We start from the raw sequence: 21,550 nt of genomic DNA on the forward strand, positions 1-21,550 counted from the left end.
GAGGTAGCCTATGTCTAAGACCGGAAATGTCTTTTCCCGCTATATCCAGCAGTTTGACTGGAGCAAGATTGCAGATGACCTTTTTTCCAAGCTGGTCTCTTTACTTCTGCTTTTTATCTTATTTTACATCGTTAAGAAAATCCTGCATTTGTCAGTGACCAAGATCATTGCCCCCTCTCTCAAGCTATCCAAGCAGGATGTAGCCAGACAAAAAACCATTACTCGTCTGATTGAGAATCTGCTTAATTATGTCTTGTATTTTCTCTTGATTTACTGGGTTTTATCCATCTTGGGACTACCGGTTTCCAGCCTTTTGGCTGGTGCCGGGATTGCCGGAGTGGCGATTGGGATGGGAGCTCAGGGCTTCCTGTCGGATCTGGTCAATGGCTTCTTTATCCTTCTCGAGCGACAGTTAGATGTCGGTGATAATGTTCGCCTGACTAACGGTCCTATCAACATCGCTGGAACAGTAATCAGTGTCGGGATTCGGACGACGCAGGTACGGGACGCGGACGGAACGCTGCATTTTGTTCCAAACCGCAATATCATGGTTGTCAGTAATCTTTCCCGTGGAGATATGCGGGTCTTGATTGATATCCCCATTTATGCCCAGACGGATTTGGACGAGATTTACCGCATCATTGCCAAGGTCAATGAAGAAGCTGTGCCAGAACATCCAGAGATTCTCAAGGAACCGAATATCTTGGGGCCGCAGATGGCTTCAAATGGCCAGTTCAACTTCCGTATCAGTATGATAGTGCAGGGAGGTATGCAGATTTCTATTTACCATATCTTCTACCGTCTTTACCATGAGGCGCTTTTGCGAGAGGGGATTGAGCTTCCGACGCTTGGACCCCTTTCAAAAGGCAAGTAATTATTGATTTAGAAAGGTCCATATGAATCAGCGAATTCAGCAGGAGATTGTCAGTGAGGACAATCTTGTTTACCGTTTAAAACGTCCTCTCCACAAGCAGGGTCTCTTTTGGGCAGCTCTGGTGTCTGGTATTATCATCTTTCTTCTGGCCTTGCTTAGCATTCTCCTCGTCATCACTACGATTGGCCTCATGGAGGAAAATGACCATCTCAAGTCTCTCACAGGCTACCATAACTCGCCTTTAGAGACCTATTCCAGCCATGCTTTTGAGAAAACAGTTGAATTTTCCAGCGGACTCAAGGTGACAGTTCATTCGGCAGTGGAAGATAGCAAGCGAGTCATGAGCGATGAGTCAACAGGAGTAGCTGTCGTTGCGACTATCACAGTTGAAAATACTTCTAAAAAGCCCATTCTGGTCAGTCCTTATGACTTTGGACTTTATGACAAGAAGGAAAATGTTTATATTTTGGACGGCTCAACCTTTGACAATACACAAATCGGCACCAATCTGGCGCCAGGCAAGTCTATTCGCTTTGACTTGGTTTTTGACGGGGAAGGTGGCGATGAGGATACCTATACCGTGACCTACGAAAATGCTAAGTGGCAAAAGGAGAAAAGCAAGCCAAAGCAAGAGAAAAAGAAGGAGCAATAGGGAAAATTATCCTATTACTCTAATACCTTTGCTACTTTCCGCACCCAGATTTGAAAGTGGAGGCAGCAAATGTTATAGATGAAAGAGGATTTGAGACAAAAGTTTCAAATCTTTTTCTTGACTATGACCTTAGGGGAGGGTGTATACTGGTGAAAATTAGAAAAGGAGAACACTATGCAAATTAATATTATTCGCTCTGATAAAGTTTATCAGGAGTTGCTTGAACTTCCATTTGATAAAAGGGAGGGCTGTTTTCGAGCGAAAACACTCGCTCCATTTGCTCCTAAATACCAAACTCAGCATATTCCTTTAAAAGCGAAGTATCCTGGAGGATTTGATGCTCTATTTCTACTTGGCTTTATGAATCAGATGCCTGGAACTCTGTCGGAAAAGGATAGACCAGCTATCGACTCTCTGAGCTCTGATCAACTCTGGCAAGACTGCCAGGATACCATCAAAAGGAGTATTGGTCTTTTTGAACAGGCTGGCTATGATTTAGAGGTTGAAGATTACCATTTTACTATTTTATTGGGCAATCCAGACAAGCCTATGCTACAGCTCAATAAGGGTTACAGCGGAGATGGTGGAATCCCAGGCTACCTCATGCTTAGTCTACTACCAAATGACTATACTTTGCCACGTGTGCAGGCGGCATTAGCCCACGAGTGCAATCACAATGTCCGCTTCCAATTTATCAAATGGAATCAGCAGACGACATTAGCAGACTGGGTAGTTAGTGAAGGATTGGCAGAGTCTTTTGCTGCCGAGCTCTATGGTAAAGAGCTCATTGGACCTTGGGTAACTTCAACCAGTTCAGAGCAATTAGAGGAGATTAAGCCCATCATCTCAAGTCAGCTTCAGCTAACGGGGATGGCGGAAATGGCTCCTTATCTCTACGGTGATGAAATCGCTGAGATACAGGGTCAGATACCAGTTGGAATGCCTTATGCTGCGGGCTATGCTTATGGCTATCATTTGATACAAGCCTATCTGAAAAATACTGGCAAGAGCATTATTGAAGCGACAGTAACATCGACAGAAGAGATTTTAGAGGCGACGAAAGACTTTTGGCAATGACACATTTTTGCTTGAAAATCTGCCTGAACCTGATATAATGTAGGTAATTTCTGGAGGTGACTATATGCACTATAAAAGAGTCGAATTGAAAGTTACAAATCAAGGTATCCATGAGCGCAAGATTTTTCAAGGTGTCAAGATTTTCAATCGTAGCAAGCTGTCCAAAGATCAGAAAAGCATTCTGACGCAGAAGCTTTACCTGACACCAAAGCAAAACATCGTTTACTATCAGCGAACAGATGTCAATTATGACCCGAACTGGCATCATAATAAGGACTATTACGAACTCGCTTTTGGCCAGTTGGACAGAGAAACTGTCTTTAAGGTTTGTCAAGATTTTGACGAACTAAGTCCTTTTCTGGAGAATGAGCTGCTGGAGAAGCTAAAAGAAAAACAGTCATCAGGCAAGTTTTTTGAAAAATTAGATATATAAAAATCCGACCGCTTTTATAAGCAGTCGGATTTCTTTGAGTTCTAGTTTTATAATCTTTTATAAGGAAATATAGAGCTATTAAGCCAGCAGTTTTTTTATTTACCAAGATACTGAAATTCGATCCATTTTTATTATGAACATCTAACTTAGTTAGATGTTGTGGGAACAGTATAGTTGACATCTTTGAAGAATAAACGTATAATCAAAAAATGATTGAGTACTCACTCAATACGTGAGGGGTAAAGGAGTTTATAAAATGGTTGTTCAAGCAATACAATATAGTCGTTTCGGTAATGAAGAAGTGTTAAATTTGGTGAATATTAAATCTGATTCTTTAGAAGCGAATCAAGTTAGGGTAGAAGTTCATGCTGTTGGTTTAAATCCTATTGATTATAAAACTTTTGAGGGTGCAAAGCCACTTAGATTTTTATCTTTTATTGCGAAACTAAGGAATCCCAGTCGTTGGTTTGAGTCAAAATCATCTCTTTTTCCAAGAGGTGTTGGTAGGGATTTTGCTGGAGTCATCACAGAAATTGGTGAAGGAGTAAATACGTTTTCAGTAGGGGATAAGGTTTTTGGATCAATGATCAGTGACCCTGGATTGGGGACCAAGAGGGGAGCTTTGGCAACAGAAATTTGTGTCAATGTATCGGAAATTGTATTAAAACCAAAGATGATTGATATGAACCACGCAGCTACTATGGGTGTAGCCTCTCTAACTGTGGGTGGTGCTTTTAGAAAAATTGAGTTAAATTCTAAAGATGTTGTAGTTATTTCAGCAGCGACAGGTGGTATTGGAAGTATTGCAGTACAGTATGCAGTTGCTAAGGGTGCAACGGTTATCGGAATTGCAAGTAAGAAGAATTCAGAATATCTGAAGTCCTTAGGTGCCATACCAGTAGCTTACGAAGAGAACATCCAAAATGCTCTTCTATCAGCAACTCCAAAGCCGATTACAAAATTCTTGGATTGCTATGGAAGTGATTACGTTAAGTTAGCTTTTAGTCTAGGTTTGAAGGGGAGTGAGATCGGAACTCTAGTACCTTCTCCATATGTTATAATAAGAGGAGCTCAGTTCACGGGTCCGAGACACTCTACATATGATGATTTTAAGACTCTAGCGGAGATGGTCTCAGATGGTAAGGTTCAGCTAAATATTGATCAAGTGTATGACTTTTCTCTAAAGTCAGTTAGAGAAGCATATCGTAGTCTGAAATTGGGACACACTCGAGGTAAGAAAGTTGTAAAAGTAAGAGAGTAGCAGAGAGGTGCTAGTGATGGAAAGTTTAGAACAAAAGTATGCCCAGACATTAGAAAATAGCAATTTGAGTTTAAAACAACGTCAAGTACTGTTATCAAGTCTAAAGTTATTTTCAGAAATTGGTTTTGAAAACACAACAGCCAGTCTTATCGCCAAGGAAGCTGGAGTTTCAGAAGGGACGGTTTTTAGTTACTTTAAGACTAAGGAAGGCATCTTAGAAGCAATTTTATCGACTTTTCTTGAGCAAGTTATTCCAGATGTGATTGCTGATTTTTCTAAGAAGAAATTTACAGCAAACCAAGAGACTTTTTCAGTATTTTTGAGAAGTATTGTTCGTGATAGACTAGTTTTTATTCAGGAGAATCAAATGCAAGTTAAAATTCTCTTGAGTCGTTCTTTTATTGATAATACTATTTCTAACCAGTTAGGGAATGTTATTGTTCACTCTATCATTAGGCCAATTAGTCCAGTTCTGAATCAGTTTAAAGAAAAGGGCCTCATCAGAAATTGGTCAAACGAAAGAATCGTTCGCTATATTTTAGCCTTGAGTCTTTCTTATGTTCTTCCAATGATGTTGAATGATAATGAGGACCTAGATATAGATGAGACAGTAAATGAAATAGTTGAATGCCTGTCTTTTGCATTAGTAGAAGTAAAATAAATCTTGATTTTAAGCTTACTATTTTAAATAGTGAGCTTTTTTGAAGCCAACATAAAAATCCCCAATCATAATGATTGAGGATTGAGCAAATGAATCTTAAACAATACCTTGGGCAATCATAGCCTTGGCTACGTTTTCGAAGGCGGCAATGTTAGCACCAGCCAGGTAGTCTTTACCAAGCCTGTAAGTTTCAGCGGTAGTCTTAGCTGTGTTGAAGATGTCGGTCATGATGTTCTTGAGACAGCCAGGGTATACCGATATCTATTCATCGGATAAGAGGGATTTTATCATCCAGATATTCATAGCTGGGTGGCCGGCAGCGTTAGAAATTGGTTGTTGCAGTGATGTAAAACCATAGTGTTGATAGACGGTCACGGCCGTAGCCAGTTCAGTAGTGGTTTCTAGATAAAGCTGTTCATAACCTGCTAGGCGGGCTTCTTGGAATATCTGCTTTATCAGCCGACTGGAATAACCTTTGCCACGACTGTTTTTAGTGACATACAGTTTTTGTAATTCAGCAATTTTATCAGACACAGGTGCAAAGCCACCGCAGCCAACGAGATGACCTTCATCTTCCAGAACAAAGTAAGCTGCCCTCTCTTGATGTTGATAATAGTCGGCCAAATGATCTAGATGAGAATCAAAGTAGACAGTTCCTGGTTTGTCAAGCCCGAATTCTTCTAGGCTGGCTCGAATGAGCTGCGCTACAGCTGGATTGTCTCTCACTTCCATTGGCCGTAAGTTCATGATTTACCCTCCGATAGGATGTATCAACTAGTTAAACAATACCTTGCGCAATCATAGCATTGGCTACGTTTTCGAAGGCAGCGATGTTAGCACCAGCCAGGTAGTCTTTGCCAAGTCCGTAAGTTTCAGCGGTCGTTTTAGCTGTGTTGAAGATGTTGGTCATGATGCCTTTAAGACGTCCGTCAACTTCTTCACGAGTCCATGAGAGGCGAAGGCTGTTTTGACTCATTTCCAGAGCGGATACAGCTACACCTCCAGCATTGGCAGCTTTGGCAGGTCCGTAGAAGATACCATTTTCTTTGTAAACAGCGATAGCATCCAGGTCGCTCGGCATATTGGCACCTTCAGATACACAGATAACTCCTTGAGCTACCAAGCGTTTAGCTGCGTCACCATTGATTTCATTTTGTGTGGCGCATGGCAGAGCAATGTCATATTTCTCAGCATAGGTCCATACAGAGCCTTCATGGTAAGTAGCAGTTGCTTTTTCAGCAGCATATTCTGTCAAGCGAGCGCGGCGTTTTTCTTTGACATCAACCAAAAGATCGAAGTCAATACCGTTTTCATCGATAACATAACCGTTTGAGTCAGAAACAGAGATAACAGTTGCACCAAGCTCAGTTGCTTTTTGAAGAGCGTATTGGGCTACGTTACCAGAACCGGAAATAACCACCTTCTTGCCAGCAAAGCTTTGGCCGTTAGCCTTGAGCATTTCTTCTGTGTAGTAAACCAAGCCATAGCCTGTTGCTTCTGGACGGATCAAGCTGCCGCCAAATCCAAGAGGTTTACCAGTCAAGACACCAGCATCGAATTGGTTAAGGCGTTTGTATTGACCGTAGAGGTAGCCGATTTCACGTCCGCCGACACCAATATCACCAGCTGGAACGTCAAGAGATGGGCCGATGTGTTTTTGCAATTCAGTCATGAAGCTTTGGCAGAAGCGCATCACCTCAGCATCAGTCTTACCTTTGGGATCAAAGTCAGATCCGCCTTTACCACCGCCGATTGGCAAGCCAGTCAAGACGTTTTTAAAGATTTGCTCAAATCCGAGGAATTTCAAGATCCCTTGGTTTACAGTTGGGTGGAAACGAAGTCCGCCTTTATAAGGACCAACTGCTGAGTTAAATTGTACGCGGTAACCACGGTTAACTTGTACTTTACCTTCGCGGTCAACCCAAGGAACACGGAAGCTGATAACGCGCTCAGGCTCAGTAATACGTGCTAGGATATTTTCTTCAATGTATTCTGGATGTTTTTCAAAAACGGGCTCCAGGGTATTGAGAAACTCTTCAACAGCTTGAAGGAATTCTGCCTCGTGTCCGTTACGTGCTTTTACGGTCTCGAAAGTGCTTTGGATATATTCTTTAGCAGTTGTCATCTGTCATTCTCCTTTAAATAAAATAGTAAACCATCCTGTCGGAAGCTGCTTGCAACTTGTATGACGAGGATGTGTTTAAATCTTTAAAACAGACATCTTTTAAATGTCATATTTTATTACATGGAACATTATAGCAGACTTTTTTTCCCTTGTAAAGAAAAAAGTTGAATTTTCTAAAAATTTCCACAATTTGTTTTCTGAAATATTTCAGAAAGAGGGTCAATCGAACTGGATATTTTCCGAACGTTAGTCAGGAATTGCCGGTTAAAAAAACGAAAAAACGGAGTTTGGTGATATAATAGGGGAAATGAGCTAAAGGCACTCGCCTTCAGAAGAAAAAGGAGCGTTTTACTATGGTTTCGACATCTACACAGATTGCTGGTTTTGATTTTGATAACTGCCTGATGAATGCAGCTGGGGTTGCCTGCATGACAAAAGAGGAATTGGCAGAAGTCAAAGATTCTGCTGCGGGAACGTTTGTGACCAAGACGGCGACGCTGGACTTTCGCCTGGGAAACCCAGAACCGCGCTATCAGGATGTTCCGCTGGGGTCTATCAACTCCATGGGCCTGCCTAACAATGGTTTAGACTACTATCTTGACTACCTGCTGGAACTCCAGGAAGGCGAACCAAATCGTACTTTCTTCCTCTCTTTGGTCGGTATGTCGCCAGAAGAAACCCACACCATTCTTCAGAAAGTGCAGGCAAGTGACTTTAAAGGCATTACTGAGCTCAATCTCTCCTGCCCCAATGTTCCTGGCAAGCCGCAGATTGCCTATGACTTTGAAACGACGGAAAAGATTTTGTCAGAAGTTTTTACTTATTTCAAAAAGCCCCTAGGCATCAAGCTGCCTCCTTATTTTGACATCGTGCATTTTGACCAGGCCGCGGCGATTTTTAACAACTATCCGCTCAAGTTTGTCAATTGTGTAAACTCTATCGGAAACGGTCTTTATATAGAAGATGAGTCAGTGGTCATTCGTCCGAAAAATGGCTTTGGCGGTATCGGTGGTCAGTACATCAAGCCGACCGCCCTGGCCAATGTCCATGCTTTTTACCAACGCCTTAAACCGGAAATCCAAATCATCGGAACTGGTGGCGTTCTAACGGGGAGTGATGCCTTTGAGCATATCCTCTGTGGAGCCAGTATGGTGCAGGTCGGAACAACTCTTCATAAAGAAGGAGTGCCAGCCTTTGAGCGTATCACTGCAGAACTCAAGGCTATTATGGAAGAAAAAGGCTATGAAAGCTTGGAAGATTTCCGAGGAAAATTGAAATATATTGAGGGGTAATTAAAATACGACTATTTCAGATTGAAGAAAGCTCCAGATTTGAAGTTTTTCTTCAATCTTTTTTAAAGCGATGGTAATATCTGAGAATTACTAACCTCCACCTTTTAAAGGATATCCTAAAGCTGGGTTATACTACAAATAAAATAAATTGAGAAGATAGTGTGAAAGGGAAATTACAATGAATAAAAAATTATTATGGAGTGTACTCAGTATTCTAGTGGTTACGGGACTGGTTATCATAGGATTTAGTATATACCAAAACCAGAAGAAAAAAGAGATGATACGAATTGCGACTAGTAAAGGAGCAAGAAAGGTTTATGAAGAACATATGAGAGCGAATGATTCTAATGCTTTAACAAGAGAAGGAGTTATTCAATCTTATGAAATTGATACTGAGACGTTAGAATATAATCCGATGGGGGGACTGATGGTTCGATTGTATTTTAATAACAATAAAGAGTTGGACTTTCATTTTGGATTGATAAAAAATGACAATGGAGAGTATGAAACATATGGATATACCGTATCACCTAAATTATCAGCTTTGTTAAAGAAAAATGTAAAATGATCCAAAAATATATGAATGATCAAAATCTTCAGACGGCTATGACTGAAGATAACGGTAGTTCTCTTAATCGTGAAGTAAAAGATAAATAGGATAGAAGTGTTGGCACAGTCACTCAAGTTTACGATAATACTGGTCACGCTGTCCTTCCACCTTATTTACGAATTGCTCTAGTTTGGTTAAGCAGACTCGTATAATCTTCTACGATAATTTTATTGTAATATAGAGTCATTCCCTATTAAATCATTTTATAGTATAAAGAGGTAAAGGGGGTTATGTAGAAATGAAGAAATTACTATCTATTTTGGGAGTTTTTGGAATTATTATTTTTATGGGAGGCTGTAGTATGAATAAGCAAATGCAAGAAGATAAGCAAAGGGAAGAGATGCTTAAAGTTGTAAGAAGTGAAGAAGTAAAACAATTAATTGAAGAAGGGATAAAGAATTTAGATAGTCAGTATTTAACTGAAACGGGTATTATAAAGTTATATAAAATTGATTATAATTTCGTAGAACTTCATCCAATGGGTGGTATTGTGATTACTACACATATTAACAATGACAAAGATTTGTATATTAAAGATACTATCAATGAAGATTATGTATCAAAAAAATTAGAAATTGGTGGTAGCATTGTATCAAAAAAATTAAGTGATTTACTAAAGGGTAGATGATTATGGTGTATTTTACTGATAAACAAAGACTAAATATTGCTAAATAACAATATGTTGACACTGAAATTGATGGATAAGTCTGGGTTGATGGTCATTAAGACCCAGCTTTCTCATATCATTCTGAAGAAAGTTCTAATCAAATCGCTATAATTTCCTTTCCTTTTATGAGAAAATAGATGCAAAGAAATGAGGTGTTTTCATGGCAGAAATTTATTTAGCAGGCGGATGCTTCTGGGGATTGGAAGATTACTTTTCCCGCATTAAGGGTGTTGAGGAGACTACAGTGGGCTACGCCAATGGACAGGTGGAATCAACTAACTACCAGCTGATTCACCAGACGGATCATGCAGAGACGGTTCATCTGATTTATGATGAAGAGCGGGTCAGCCTGCGGAAAATCCTGCTCTATTATTTCCGAGTTATTGATCCTCTGTCAGTCAATAAGCAGGGAAATGATGTAGGGCGTCAGTATCGGACAGGCGTTTACTATACCAATCAAGCCGATAAGACAGTCATTGAGCAGGTCTTTTCTGAGCAAGAAAAGCAGTTGGGACAAAAGATTGCTGTTGAGCTAGAACCTTTGCGCCACTATGTCCTAGCAGAAGACTATCATCAGGATTATCTCAAGAAAAATCCCGGTGGCTACTGTCATATCAATGTTAATGATGCCTATCAGCCCTTGGTCGATCCAGGACAGTACGAGAAGCCTACTGATGAGGAACTGAAAGAGCAGCTGACAGAAGAGCAGTACCAGGTAACACAGCTTAGTGCGACAGAACGTCCTTTCCATAATGCCTACAATGCCACTTTTGAAGAAGGGATTTATGTAGATGTGACGACTGGAGAGCCCCTTTTTTTTGCTGGTGACAAGTTTGAATCTGGCTGCGGCTGGCCTAGCTTTAGCCGGCCTATTGCCAGAGAAGTTCTGCGATATTATGAAGACAAGAGCCATGGCATGGAGCGGATCGAAGTGCGCAGCCGTTCTGGCAATGCCCATCTGGGGCATGTCTTTACTGACGGCCCAGAAGCAGCAGGAGGCCTACGTTACTGTATCAACTCAGCTGCTCTGCAATTTATTCCAAAAGAAAAAATGGAAGCAGAAGGATATGGATATCTGCTGACTTTCATGCAGTAAAAGGGCATGAAATCAACTCAAATGTTTCAATCAGTCATATAAATTTTTTATCACGGCGATAAATTATTTATATAAGCCAAGTCTCCTTGAACATGGTAAAATGAGAAGTAATCTTATAAAATAGAAGATTTAGAATTTTATCCATTAAAGGAGAATCAATGATGAATTTGAAAAAATCTTTTCAGTAGGCTTAGTAGGCCTTGCAGCCTTGGGTTTGGCAGCTTGCGGAGGCTCTTCTAGCAAGGAGAGCAAATCAGCAGACGGACCTGTAACCGTCAAGGTTGGGGTAATGAGCCTGAGTGATACAGAAGAAGCGCGCTGGAACAAGGTTCAAGAGATTCTTGACAAAGAAAATGCAGGCATTAAGTTAGAGTATACGCAGTTTACCGACTACTCTCAGCCTAACCAAGCTCTGCTTGACGGTGATGTGGATATCAATGCTTTCCAACATTACAACTTCCTTGAAAACTGGAACAAAGAGAAGGGAGCAGACCTTGTGTCTGTTGCGGATACCTATATCGCTCCTATTCGTCTCTACTCTGGTACAAAGGACGGCAAAAATAAATATACAGATGTGAAAGACATCCCAGAAAATGGTACGATTGCCGTTCCAAATGATGCGACAAATGAGAGTCGCGCTCTTTATCTTCTTGAATCAGCTGGCTTGATCAAGCTTGATGTTAAAGGTAAGGAACTTGCAACTGTTGCCAATATCAAAGAAAACAAGAAGAATCTGACAATTTCTGAGTTGGATGCTTCTCAAACACCAGCTTCTCTGACTTCAGCAGATGCTGCCGTTGTTAACAATACCTTCGTTCGTGAAGCAGGCATTGACTACAAGAAGGCCCTCTTCAAAGAAGAAGCTAATGAAAACTCAAAACAATGGTATAACCTGATTGCAGCGAAAGCAGATTGGAAGAAATCAGACAAGGCTGACGCGATTGAAAAAATTATCAAGGCTTACCACACTGATGAAGTGAAAAAAGTTATCGAAGAATCATCAGATGGTATGGATCAGCCAGTGTGGTAATTTTTACCAGCAGAAGGTCATTGTATTGAATAAATGAAATGATTAAGAAGGGCGGAGATTAGCTTCTCCAGCCCTTTATCTGCTATTATGGTCATTTAGTTTGAACAGTATCTGGCTTTGGGTTAGGTCGGTAAAGATTGCGGCTTGTGGCATCACATTTCCCTAGTCAAGTGACAGGCGGAAAGCAAATTAAAAGGCTATAGTGGCTAAATCTCATATTGGACAAATCAAGGAGTGAATCGGAAATTATGGGCAAAGAAATTATCAAATTGGATCACATTGATGTCGTTTTTAATCAAAAAAAGCGAGACATTAGGGCCGTAGAAGATGTGACCATTCATATTAATCAGGGAGATATTTATGGAATTGTAGGTTATTCTGGTGCCGGGAAATCTACTCTGGTCCGTGTCATTAACTTGCTGCAGGTGCCGTCTGCCGGTAAGATTACGGTGGATGATACGGTTTTCTATGATCATCATCAGGTTCAGCTTACTGCGGCTCAGCTACGCCAAAAGCGTAAGGATATTGGGATGATTTTCCAGCATTTTAACCTCATGGCTCAGATGACAGCCAAGGAAAATGTTGCCTTTGCGCTTAAGCATTCACCTTTATCAGCTGCTGAAAAAGAGAAGAAAGTTCATACGCTTTTAGACTTGGTAGGCTTAGCGGATCGGGCGGACAATTATCCTGCCCAGCTGTCTGGCGGTCAGAAGCAGCGGGTGGCTATTGCGCGGGCCTTGGCCAATGATCCCAAAATCCTAATCTCGGACGAGTCCACATCCGCTCTGGATCCTAAGACAACCAAGCAGATTCTGGCTTTATTGCAGGATTTGAATCAAAAATTGGGCCTGACTATTGTCCTCATTACCCACGAAATGCAGATTGTCAAGGACATTGCTAACCGGGTAGCAGTCATGCAGAATGGTCGGCTGATTGAGGAAGGCTCAGTTCTGGATATTTTCTCTAATCCCAAGAATGATCTGACCCAAGATTTCATTACGACCGCAACCGGTATCAATGAGGCCATGATCAAAATCAACCAGCAAAAGATTGTGCAAAAACTGCCGGAAAGTTCCATTCTGGCCCACCTGAAATATTCAGGTGTGGTGACGGACACAGCCATTATAAACGACATTTACAAGCAGTATCAAATATCTGCCAATATTCTTCACGCCAATATTGAGATTTTAGATCATGTACCGGTCGGAGAAATGGTCGTTATCTTATCTGGAGAGGCCAAGCAACTGACGGCGGTGCAGGAAAGTCTGCGCGAAACAGGAGTAGAGCTGCATGTTCTGAAAGAAGGGAGTAACTAATGCTACAGATGATTCAACAATTTATGCCCAATGTTTATAGAATGGGCTGGTCTGGGCAGGCTGGTTGGGGAACAGCTATTTACCTGACCCTGTATATGACTATCATTCCTTTCTTTATCGGAGGGATTCTAGGCTTTATCGCCGGCCTCTTGCTCGTCTTGACAGGGCCGAGAGGTATTTTGGAAAATAGACTTGTCTTTTTCGTCCTAGACAAAGTTACCTCAATCTTCCGAGCTATTCCTTTCATCATTCTCCTAGCCCTTATCAATCCTTTTACTCGGATTATTGTGGGAACTGGGATTGGACCGACAGCGGCCTTGGTGCCTCTTTCGTTGGCTGTCTTTCCTTTCTTTGCCCGTCAGGTTCAGGTGGTCTTATCCGAACTAGACCGAGGAGTCATTGAAGCAGCGCAGGCTAGTGGAGCAACCTTCTGGGACATTGTCGGTGTTTACCTTCGGGAAGGTCTGCCGGACTTGATTCGTGTGACGACTGTTACACTGATCTCTCTGGTTGGGGAGACTGCTATGGCTGGAGCGATTGGTGCCGGTGGACTGGGAAATGTCGCTCTGACTTATGGTTATCAGCGTTTCAACCATGATGTGACCATTCTTGCGACTATTCTCATTTTATTACTCATCTTCTTTATTCAGTTTGTTGGGGATTTCCTGACGCGGAAGATTAGTCATAGATAATGATTGACAACTAGGGCCTCAGCTGGGGCTCTTTTTTATGCCATAATTTTATAAAAAGACTTGCACAATTAGATTAGGCTTGCTATAATAGCTAAAATCTCTTGAAACCAAGTGTTGGGAAAGTGAGGATATGGCGGATGAAAGCTTATACAAATGTCAATCTGGTGACCTGTGACAGCGCATTTCATGTTTACCGGGACGGGCTGCTAGTGGTTGAGGACGACCGTCTTGCCTACTGCGGTTCCTATGATGAAAGCTGGCTAGGGAAATGCAGTGAAACAGTGGATTATGAAGGTGCTTGGCTCATGCCAGGACTGGTTAACTGTCATACTCACTCGGCCATGACCTTGCTGCGCGGGATTCGTGATGACAGCAATCTGCATGAATGGCTAGAGGACTATATCTGGCCAGCAGAAAGTCAATTCACGGAGGATCTAACGACCCAGGCTGTTCAGCTGGCTCTGGCTGAAATGATGCTGTCAGGAACAACGACTTTTAACGACATGTATAATCCTCAGGGAGTGGATGTTGACCGGATTTATCAGACTGTGCGGCAGTCTGGTATGCGTTGCTATTTCTCACCAACACTCTTTAGCTCAGAGGCGGAAACGGCAGAAGAGACTCTGGCTCGTACTCGGGCCATTATTGAGAAAATTCTCTCCTACAATGATGAAGATTTTCAGGTCATGGTGGCGCCTCATTCGCCTTATGCCTGTGAAGAAGAACTGCTCAAGGGCAGTCTTGAGCTAGCGCGTGAGCAGGACTTGAAGCTTCATATCCATGTAGCTGAGACACAGGAAGAAAATAAAATCATCCTTGAGCGTTATGGTAAACGGCCTCTGGCTTTCTTAAAAGGCCTGGGCTACTTGGAGCAGTCAGCCATTTTTGCTCACGGAGTTGAACTAAATCCGTCAGAGATTGCGGATTTAGCTGCTTCACCAGTCAGCATCGCCCACAATCCTATCAGCAACCTCAAGCTGGCTTCCGGTGTAGCTCCGGTGACCGACTTACTAGCCGCTGGGGTGACCGTTGGCTTAGCGACGGACTCCGTCGCTTCGAATAATAATCTGGATATGTTTGAAGAAGGTCGGACTGCAGCCCTCCTTCAGAAGATGCGGGCAGGCGATGCGACTCAGTTTACGATTGAGCAGGCTTTGAAAGCTTTGACCATTGAAGGAGCCAAAGCTCTGGGCTTAGAGAAGACAATCGGAAGTCTGGAAACGGGCAAACAAGCCGATTTCATTGTCATTCAACCTAAGGGACGACTTCATCTTTATCCTTTGGAAAATATGCTATCGCACCTAGTGTACGCAGTCAAAGGCAGCGATGTTCAGGACGTCTACATTGCAGGGCGACAGGTTGTCCGAGATGGACAAGTGCTGACGGTAGATCTAGGAAGTTTTGGGTAAGAATGAAAGCCGATTTTCAGCTCGTTGATCAGCTCTTAGAATTGAAAAAATAGAAAATGAAGCAGGAGAGTGGGAGAGATTGCCGCAATTTGGAGATTGTAGCACGCTTCTCCCCGCTCCTGCTTTTTGCTTTGCTTTCCTTTTGACGGTAAAAATAGTACAATATAGTAAATATTGATGCACTATTATCAAGTAAGAAAAAGCGGAGAGATGTGATGGATAAAAAAATTCTTTGGGAGAAGATTCAGACTTTTTTTCAGGAACTTTGGAAGAAGATATCTGCTTTTGCTACGGAGCATACTCTCCTGACAGATGCCTACCAAGCTTGGCGGGACTGGTTTATGGAACTTCCATTTCCTCGTCCCAAAATCTTTCAAAAACAGCTTAGCAATCGCCAGTTTGTCGGAGTGCTTTTGACCGTAGTAGGGCTGTCAGCCAGCTTAATCCTCTTGTCAGAACATTTGCAGGATTTTACCTTTCTGTCTCCTAGTAAGAAAGAGCAGCAGTCAGATTCCTCTCAGAATCAGACGGTTCGCATCATGGCAACTGGGGATTTGCTTTATCACGATGGCCTTTATCTGAGCGCTCAGAAAGAAGATGGCACTTATGATTTTTCTGAGAATTTCCACTATGCTAAGGAATGGCTTCGGCAGGGAGATTTGGTCTTAGGGGACTTTGAAGGCACGATTCGGCCGGACTATCCCTTGAATGGCTATCCGCTCTTTAATGCTCCAGAAGCCGTAGTTCCAGCAATCAAGGATGCTGGCTATCAGGTGATGGATCTGGCTCATAATCACATTTTAGACTCTGGCTTGGAGGGAGTTTTCACTACAGCTCAGGCTTTTGAAAAAGAGGGAATCACTCCCGTCGGTGTTTATCCGCATGAAAGCCGCAGTCAGGCACCGCTCTTGATAAAGGAAGTAAAAGGCATTAGGATTGCACTGCTAGCCTACTCTTATGGCTACAATGGCATGGAGGGGCTTCTCAGTCAGGAAGACTATGACAATCGACTGTCCGATCTGGATGAAGAAAAGATGCGAGCCGAGATTGAGCGGGCAGAAAAGGAAGCAGATATTACAGTCGTCATGCCTCAGATGGGGATAGAGTACCAGCTGGAGCCGACAGAGGAGCAGATGACCCTCTACCATAAAATGGTTGACTGGGGAGCAGATATCGTCTTTGGAGGGCATCCGCATGTGGTTCAGCCGGCAGAGATTTTAGAGAAAGACGGCCAGAAGAAGCTGATCATGTATTCTATGGGGAATTTCATTTCCAATCAGCGTATTGAAACCATGGAGGGAATTGAAAATGCTCATTGGACCGAGCGCGGAGTGCTGATGGATGTTACCATTGAAAAGACACCAAAGGGCACACAGATAAAAAGTGCCCAGGCTCATCCGAGCTGGGTCAGCCGAGTGGAAAAAGGCACTACTTCGGCAGACGGTCTACCTTTATACACTTATCAGACCTGGATTTTGGACGACTTTGTCGAAGGTGGCAAGTATCGAGACAAACTGGATCAAGAAACCAGAGCACGGATTGATACCGCCTATCAGGAAATGAATTCTCATGTTGGACTGAATTGGCCGGGGCAATAAATTGCTTGAATATGATTTTAGCCAGATTGGATTTACCAATCTGGTTTTTGCTGTTTTGAAATTTAAGATTTTGTTATAATTAAAAAGGATTATAGAACTGTTAATGAATGAAACTGACCGCTTTCGAGCTCGTCTATTATGTTATTGGAAAGAAAATGAAATGTATTTTGGTTTGTGGTTGCTTTTGTATCTTATACCTATGTTTATCTTGTTTTTGTTGCTAGTGTGCTCCCTGGTCTTGTTGATTTTCTGCCTGTTTCTGAGAAGAAATCTCTTCAAGGAAAAGCAGGGACGCAATTTGTTGCTAGCTATCTTTTGGCTGGGGCTCTTCAATCTTCTGCTGAACTTGCTAGTATAAAAACGATGAGGTCGTAAGGAGAACAATCGAAAGACTTAGGTCTTAGCTGACTTATATGTAAAAACATACTATTATTTCTGCCTTTCTTTGACATCAGCATAAAAAACGAATACCTCAAAGTTCACTTAGCTTAGTAGGTATTCGTTTTTTATTTTCTATTTAGAGCTTCATTTCTTCCGATACTGGCTGGGTGTCATTTGGTAGTATTTTTTAAACTGGCGGTTGAAGTTGGACAGGTTATTAAAACCTGCTTGGCTGGAGATTTCCAGTACAGAGAGATTGGAGTGCTGCAGGAGTTCGGCTGCTTTTCGCAAGCGGAATTGGATCAGGTACTCAATGCAGGAAACGCCCAGATGCTTCTTGAAGAAGTTCATGAAATGAGTGGAGCTGTAGCCACAGATGCCAGCCAGTTGGTCAATATTTAGGTCTTCTTGGTAGTGGGCATTGATGTAGTCAATGATGGAGCGAATTTTTTCTTCCTTGCGGTAGCCTTCGGGTGACAGGTCTTTGGAAATGACATAGCCGTTCTCAAAGAGCAGGTAGAAGAGTTGGTTGAGTTGGGCTTTGAGCTGAAACTCGTAGTGAGATTTGCGGAAATAGCCTGTTTCCATAGCTGCTAAGAGGCACTGGCGAATCTCCGCATAGGCTGTATCATTGGGCTTGATAACATGAGTCAAGTCCAGCTGACCATTGTAGAGGGGCTGCAGATAGTTGATGCTGGCCTGATCCATGGCAGAGTAGCCCATCAGATCCAGATGAAAATTAATGGCGTCCATATAATGGCGCTCGTCGTTGATGGGGTGGATGGAGTGCAAGGCATTGGGGCGGATCAGGATAATATCACCTTTTTCGCTGTTAAAGTAGTCGTCGTCAATATGAAATTGTGCTTTTCCTTCGTGGACATAAATCATTTCAACATCGGTATGCCAGTGGAAAAGAATATCTGGATGACCATTCTCAGTGATGGTGCGGGTCAGAGAATAAGGGGTTCCTTGGTTTTTAAAAACGGTATTTTTATGTAGTTGGCCTAAATCAATCATGGGGACACTCTTTCATGGAATAGTACAATTTATTAAGATAATTGTGTTAGAAAATATGTTTGACAACTATTATAATATAAATATAAAAAAACGAAAGCGAGAAAATGCAAATGGGTAAATTTCCGCAGAATTTCCTCTGGGGCGGTGCAACTGCAGCCAACCAGTATGAAGGCGCCTATAATCTGGATGGAAAAGGCCTGTCTGTTCAGGATGTGACTCCAAAAGGTGGAGTGCCAGCCAAGCCAGGTGACCGCAATCCTTTGATTACCGAGGGGCCGACACCAGATAATCTCAAGCTGGAAGGGATTGATTTCTATCATCGTTATAAGGAGGACATTGCCCTCTTTGCAGAGATGGGCTTCAAGGTCTACCGGACTTCCATTGCCTGGTCTCGGATTTTCCCAAACGGAGACGAGCTGGAACCCAATGAAGCTGGCCTGCAATTCTATGACGATCTTTTTGATGAGCTGGCCAAATATGGCATTGAGCCTCTGATTACCCTGTCTCACTATGAAACGCCCCTGCATTTGGCGCGTCAATACAATGGCTGGGCCAACCGCGATTTGATTGGCTTCTACGAGCGCTATGTCCGCACGGTTTTTACCCGCTACAAGGATAAGGTCAAGTATTGGCTGACCTTTAATGAAATCAACTCTGTCCTCCATGCGCCTTTTATGAGCGGAGGCATTGCCACGCCAGCTGAAGAACTATCCAAGCAGGACCTCTATCAAGCAGTCCATCATGAGCTGGTGTCTTCTGCCTTGGCAACGAAAATCGGTCATGAGATTAATCCTGATTTTAAGATTGGCTGTATGGTCCTAGCTATGCCGGCCTATCCTATGACGCCTAAGCCAGAAGATGTGCTGGCAGCACGGGAATTTGGAAATCAAAACTACCTCTTCTCTGATATCCATGCGCGTGGGAAATACCCTGCCTATATCAATCGTTTCTTCAAGGAGAATGGGATCGAGATTCAGTTTGCGCCAGGTGACAAAGAGCTTTTGGCTGAAAATACTGTGGACTTCATTTCCTTCTCCTACTATATGAGTGTGGTTGCGGCTCATGATCCGGAAAATTATTCTTCCGGCCGAGGCAATCTTTTAGGTGGTATCATGAATCCTCATCTAGCTAGCTCGGAATGGGGCTGGCAGATTGACCCAGTTGGCCTGCGCTTGGTGTTAAATAGCTTTTATGACCGCTATCAGCTGCCTCTCTTCATCGTGGAAAATGGTCTCGGAGCCAAGGATGCCTTGGTGGATGGTTCAACTGGCCCAACGGTTGCAGATGACTACCGCATTGATTATCTCAAACAGCATTTGCAGCAGGTAGGAGAAGCGCTGGAAGATGGCGTAGAACTGCTAGGTTACACAACTTGGGGCTGTATTGACCTGGTCTCAGCCAGCACGGCAGAACTCAGCAAGCGCTACGGCTTTATCTACGTTGACCGCAACGATGACGGTAGCGGAACTCTAGCCCGTTATAAGAAAAAATCTTTTGATTGGTACAGAGAAGTCATCGCGACAAATGGAGACAGTCTCTATCAGGATTGAATGACTTAAACAAAATAGAATGGCTCCTTATAAAATAAAGGATGAATCTTTTGATTCATCCCTTTTTTCTATGCTTTTATTTCTTCCAGCTTTCGACTTCTTTTTGGTGGTTTTTGATCCACTCTTTGGCTGCAGCTTCTGGTGAGCTGCCTTCGTTAATCTTAAGCATGACTTCTTCCATGTCCTTTTGAGTCCAGTTGAAGTTGTCTAGGACCTTGTTGACTTCTGGTAAGTCCTTGTCTAGATTTTTTCGAGTAATAGTGTGGATAGCTTCCTTGCCGCCCATGGTTCCCTTAGGATCCTTGAGGTATTTGAGGTCGTATTTGGAGAACATCCAGTGAGGTGACCAGCCGGTTACGATGATATCTTCTTTATTCTTGATAGCCTGATCCAGAGCAGTGGTCATGGCTCCTGTTGAGGAAGAAGAAAGATTCCAGCCACTGAGATTGCTGTATTCTTTCATAGTCTTCTCAGTCGCGGTCATGATACCAGCGCCGGGCTCAATACCTGTGATGGTTTTCTTGGCTTGGTCTGACAGGTCTTCGATAGAGTCAGCATCCATATAGCTTGGTACGACTAGCCCTGTCTTAACGCCCTCAAGGTTTGGCCCCAAGTCCACTAGCTTGTCCTTGTACTCCTCATAGAGAGCAGCGTGGGTGGTCGGCAACCAGGCAGAAACCATGGCATCGGCTTCGCCATTAGCAACGGACTTCCACATAACGGCATTGTCCAGCGGTGTGATGGTGACATCGTAGCCCATTTCCTTGAGAGCTTCCGCTACGACATTGGTTGAGGCAACTTCGGAGTCCCATTCAACATAGGCAAGATTGACCTTTTCTTTTTTGCTTTGCTGAAGCTTGGTCATTTGATTTCCGACAAAGGCTGTCAGGATAACAGCAGCCAGAGCAGACCAGAGCATAATCTTGTTGCGTTTTTCCTTGGCAGTGACCGGTGTTTTTTTAGCCAGAGGCTGATTGAGCTTCTGGGTCAGGCGGTCAATGATAATGGCCAGGATAACCAGAGATACCCCATTGACAAAGCCCGAACCGATGTCGGCATGCTGCAGGGCAGAGAGGACGCCACGGCCCAGTCCTGGTGCTCCAATCATAGAGGCAGTAACGACCATGGACAGAGCTAGCATGATGGTCTGATTAACCCCAGCTAGGATGGTATTTTTAGCCAGAGGCAGCTCGACTTTGAAGAGCTTCTGCTTGCCAGTGCCCCCGAAGGAGTCTGACGCTTCAATCAGCTCGGTTGGAATCTGACGAATGGCTAGATTGGTAAAGCGGACAGTTGGTGGCAGGGCAAAGATGACAGAGGCAAAGATCCCAGGCACCATACCAATACCGAAGAAGGCAACGGCTGGTATCAGGTATACAAAGGCCGGCATGGTTTGCATAAAGTCCAGCAAGGGCTTGATGACAGCTTCGACACGATTGCTCTTAGCCATCCAAATTCCCAGTGGAATACCGATGATAATGGAAATGGCACTGGAGACGATGACCAAGGTCACAGTGTTCATGAGATTTTCCCAGAGGCCTTGGTTGTAAACAAAGAGCAGGCCTAGGAAGGTGAGCAGGGGCAGCCCCAGCTTACGCTTGGAAATCAAATAGGTAAAGATAGTGATGACTGCGATAAAGAGCAGGGGCGGAATGAAGAGCAGGGTGTCTGTCATTCCATTCATGATGGCATTTCCGATAGCCTGAAGGACTGAGAAAAGTCCGGAGAAGGTATCAGTTACCCAGTTAGTAAAGGCCTCAACCCATTGAGAAACGGGGATTGGCTGTTGTAAAATATTCAAAATGCGAA

The 21,550-nt window shown here is 43.1% G+C and carries 21 protein-coding genes and 1 pseudogene; 17 read left to right on the forward strand and 5 right to left on the reverse strand.

Going from position 1 to position 21,550, the window contains the following annotated elements:
* Positions 1-10: 10 nt before the first annotated feature.
* The 6 genes from RG608_RS02215 to RG608_RS02240 all read left to right on the forward strand — a co-directional run bounded on the left by RG608_RS02215 (position 11) and on the right by RG608_RS02240 (position 4,958).
* Complete coding sequence (locus tag RG608_RS02215) at positions 11-874, forward strand: mechanosensitive ion channel family protein (RefSeq protein WP_002896584.1); 864 nt, start codon at positions 11-13, stop codon at positions 872-874.
* A gap of 22 nt (positions 875-896) precedes the next feature.
* Positions 897-1,526 (forward strand): DUF4352 domain-containing protein, encoded by a 630-nt coding sequence (locus tag RG608_RS02220; RefSeq protein ID WP_002896583.1) that lies wholly within the window; start codon positions 897-899, stop codon positions 1,524-1,526.
* A 174-nt stretch (positions 1,527-1,700) separates the two neighbouring features.
* Positions 1,701-2,603: a DUF2268 domain-containing protein gene (locus tag RG608_RS02225; RefSeq protein ID WP_308946491.1), complete on the forward strand. Its 903-nt coding sequence runs from the start codon at positions 1,701-1,703 to the stop codon at positions 2,601-2,603.
* Positions 2,604-2,667: 64 nt separating this feature from the next.
* Positions 2,668-3,036, forward strand: a complete 369-nt coding sequence (locus tag RG608_RS02230) for an EXLDI protein (protein WP_268686965.1) — start codon at positions 2,668-2,670, stop codon at positions 3,034-3,036.
* A 256-nt stretch (positions 3,037-3,292) separates the two neighbouring features.
* Positions 3,293-4,297 (forward strand): NADP-dependent oxidoreductase, encoded by a 1,005-nt coding sequence (locus RG608_RS02235; RefSeq protein ID WP_268686964.1) that lies wholly within the window; start codon positions 3,293-3,295, stop codon positions 4,295-4,297.
* A 16-nt stretch (positions 4,298-4,313) separates the two neighbouring features.
* Entirely contained in the window at positions 4,314-4,958 is a 645-nt protein-coding gene (locus RG608_RS02240) for a TetR/AcrR family transcriptional regulator (protein ID WP_268686963.1), read from the forward strand.
* Between the two features lie 96 nt (positions 4,959-5,054).
* On the opposite strand, the pseudogene RG608_RS02245 reads toward RG608_RS02240, so the two are convergent.
* From RG608_RS02245 to gdhA, 3 genes and pseudogenes are all read right to left on the reverse strand, one after another.
* A pseudogene (locus tag RG608_RS02245) lies at positions 5,055-5,204 on the reverse strand (NADP-specific glutamate dehydrogenase); the annotation flags it as partial.
* Positions 5,205-5,219: 15 nt separating this feature from the next.
* A complete protein-coding gene (locus tag RG608_RS02250) occupies positions 5,220-5,705 on the reverse strand; it encodes a GNAT family N-acetyltransferase (RefSeq protein WP_268686962.1) in 486 nt (161 codons plus the stop codon).
* Positions 5,706-5,736: 31 nt separating this feature from the next.
* The gene (gene gdhA / locus RG608_RS02255; RefSeq protein ID WP_268686961.1) at positions 5,737-7,083 is read right to left on the reverse strand and encodes an NADP-specific glutamate dehydrogenase; all 1,347 of its coding nucleotides are present in this window, start codon (positions 7,081-7,083) and stop codon (positions 5,737-5,739) included.
* Positions 7,084-7,436: 353 nt separating this feature from the next.
* Here gdhA and RG608_RS02260 point away from each other — a divergent pair, with 353 nt between their 5' ends.
* The 10 genes from RG608_RS02260 to RG608_RS02305 all read left to right on the forward strand — a co-directional run bounded on the left by RG608_RS02260 (position 7,437) and on the right by RG608_RS02305 (position 17,168).
* The gene (locus tag RG608_RS02260; protein ID WP_268686960.1) at positions 7,437-8,375 is read left to right on the forward strand and encodes a dihydroorotate oxidase; all 939 of its coding nucleotides are present in this window, start codon (positions 7,437-7,439) and stop codon (positions 8,373-8,375) included.
* 178 nt (positions 8,376-8,553) lie between these two features.
* A complete protein-coding gene (locus RG608_RS02265) occupies positions 8,554-8,943 on the forward strand; it encodes a DUF1310 family protein (protein ID WP_308946492.1) in 390 nt (129 codons plus the stop codon).
* 280 nt (positions 8,944-9,223) lie between these two features.
* A complete protein-coding gene (locus RG608_RS02270) occupies positions 9,224-9,613 on the forward strand; it encodes a DUF1310 family protein (protein ID WP_268686958.1) in 390 nt (129 codons plus the stop codon).
* Between the two features lie 199 nt (positions 9,614-9,812).
* Complete coding sequence (msrB, locus tag RG608_RS02275) at positions 9,813-10,748, forward strand: peptide-methionine (R)-S-oxide reductase MsrB (RefSeq protein WP_268686957.1); 936 nt, start codon at positions 9,813-9,815, stop codon at positions 10,746-10,748.
* Positions 10,749-10,902: 154 nt separating this feature from the next.
* The gene (locus tag RG608_RS02280; RefSeq protein WP_308946505.1) at positions 10,903-11,778 is read left to right on the forward strand and encodes a MetQ/NlpA family ABC transporter substrate-binding protein; all 876 of its coding nucleotides are present in this window, start codon (positions 10,903-10,905) and stop codon (positions 11,776-11,778) included.
* A 248-nt stretch (positions 11,779-12,026) separates the two neighbouring features.
* Positions 12,027-13,094 (forward strand): methionine ABC transporter ATP-binding protein, encoded by a 1,068-nt coding sequence (locus RG608_RS02285; RefSeq protein WP_308946493.1) that lies wholly within the window; start codon positions 12,027-12,029, stop codon positions 13,092-13,094.
* Entirely contained in the window at positions 13,094-13,786 is a 693-nt protein-coding gene (locus RG608_RS02290) for a methionine ABC transporter permease (protein WP_268686954.1), read from the forward strand. Before RG608_RS02285 ends, RG608_RS02290 begins: the two co-directional genes overlap by 1 nt.
* A gap of 137 nt (positions 13,787-13,923) precedes the next feature.
* A complete protein-coding gene (locus RG608_RS02295) occupies positions 13,924-15,195 on the forward strand; it encodes a TRZ/ATZ family protein (protein WP_268686953.1) in 1,272 nt (423 codons plus the stop codon).
* A 215-nt stretch (positions 15,196-15,410) separates the two neighbouring features.
* A complete protein-coding gene (locus RG608_RS02300) occupies positions 15,411-16,793 on the forward strand; it encodes a CapA family protein (protein WP_268686952.1) in 1,383 nt (460 codons plus the stop codon).
* A 174-nt stretch (positions 16,794-16,967) separates the two neighbouring features.
* On the forward strand, positions 16,968-17,168 hold the full coding sequence (locus tag RG608_RS02305; RefSeq protein WP_308946494.1) for a RhtB family transporter: 201 nt from the start codon (positions 16,968-16,970) through the stop codon (positions 17,166-17,168).
* A 150-nt stretch (positions 17,169-17,318) separates the two neighbouring features.
* Here the strand turns inward: RG608_RS02305 and RG608_RS02310 are convergent, their stop codons facing one another.
* Positions 17,319-18,191 (reverse strand): AraC family transcriptional regulator, encoded by an 873-nt coding sequence (locus RG608_RS02310; protein ID WP_002932053.1) that lies wholly within the window; start codon positions 18,189-18,191, stop codon positions 17,319-17,321.
* Between the two features lie 104 nt (positions 18,192-18,295).
* On the opposite strand from RG608_RS02310, the gene RG608_RS02315 reads away from it, so the two are divergent.
* On the forward strand, positions 18,296-19,741 hold the full coding sequence (locus RG608_RS02315; protein ID WP_308946495.1) for a glycoside hydrolase family 1 protein: 1,446 nt from the start codon (positions 18,296-18,298) through the stop codon (positions 19,739-19,741).
* Between the two features lie 76 nt (positions 19,742-19,817).
* On the opposite strand, the gene RG608_RS02320 is transcribed toward RG608_RS02315, so the two are convergent.
* Positions 19,818-21,542: an ABC transporter permease/substrate binding protein gene (locus tag RG608_RS02320; RefSeq protein ID WP_268686950.1), complete on the reverse strand. Its 1,725-nt coding sequence runs from the start codon at positions 21,540-21,542 to the stop codon at positions 19,818-19,820.
* Between the last annotated feature and the right edge of the window lie 8 nt (positions 21,543-21,550).

The sequence above is a fragment of the Streptococcus sp. IsoGale022 genome (assembly GCF_031142805.1).
GTDB classification, from domain to species: domain Bacteria; phylum Bacillota; class Bacilli; order Lactobacillales; family Streptococcaceae; genus Streptococcus; species Streptococcus sanguinis_A.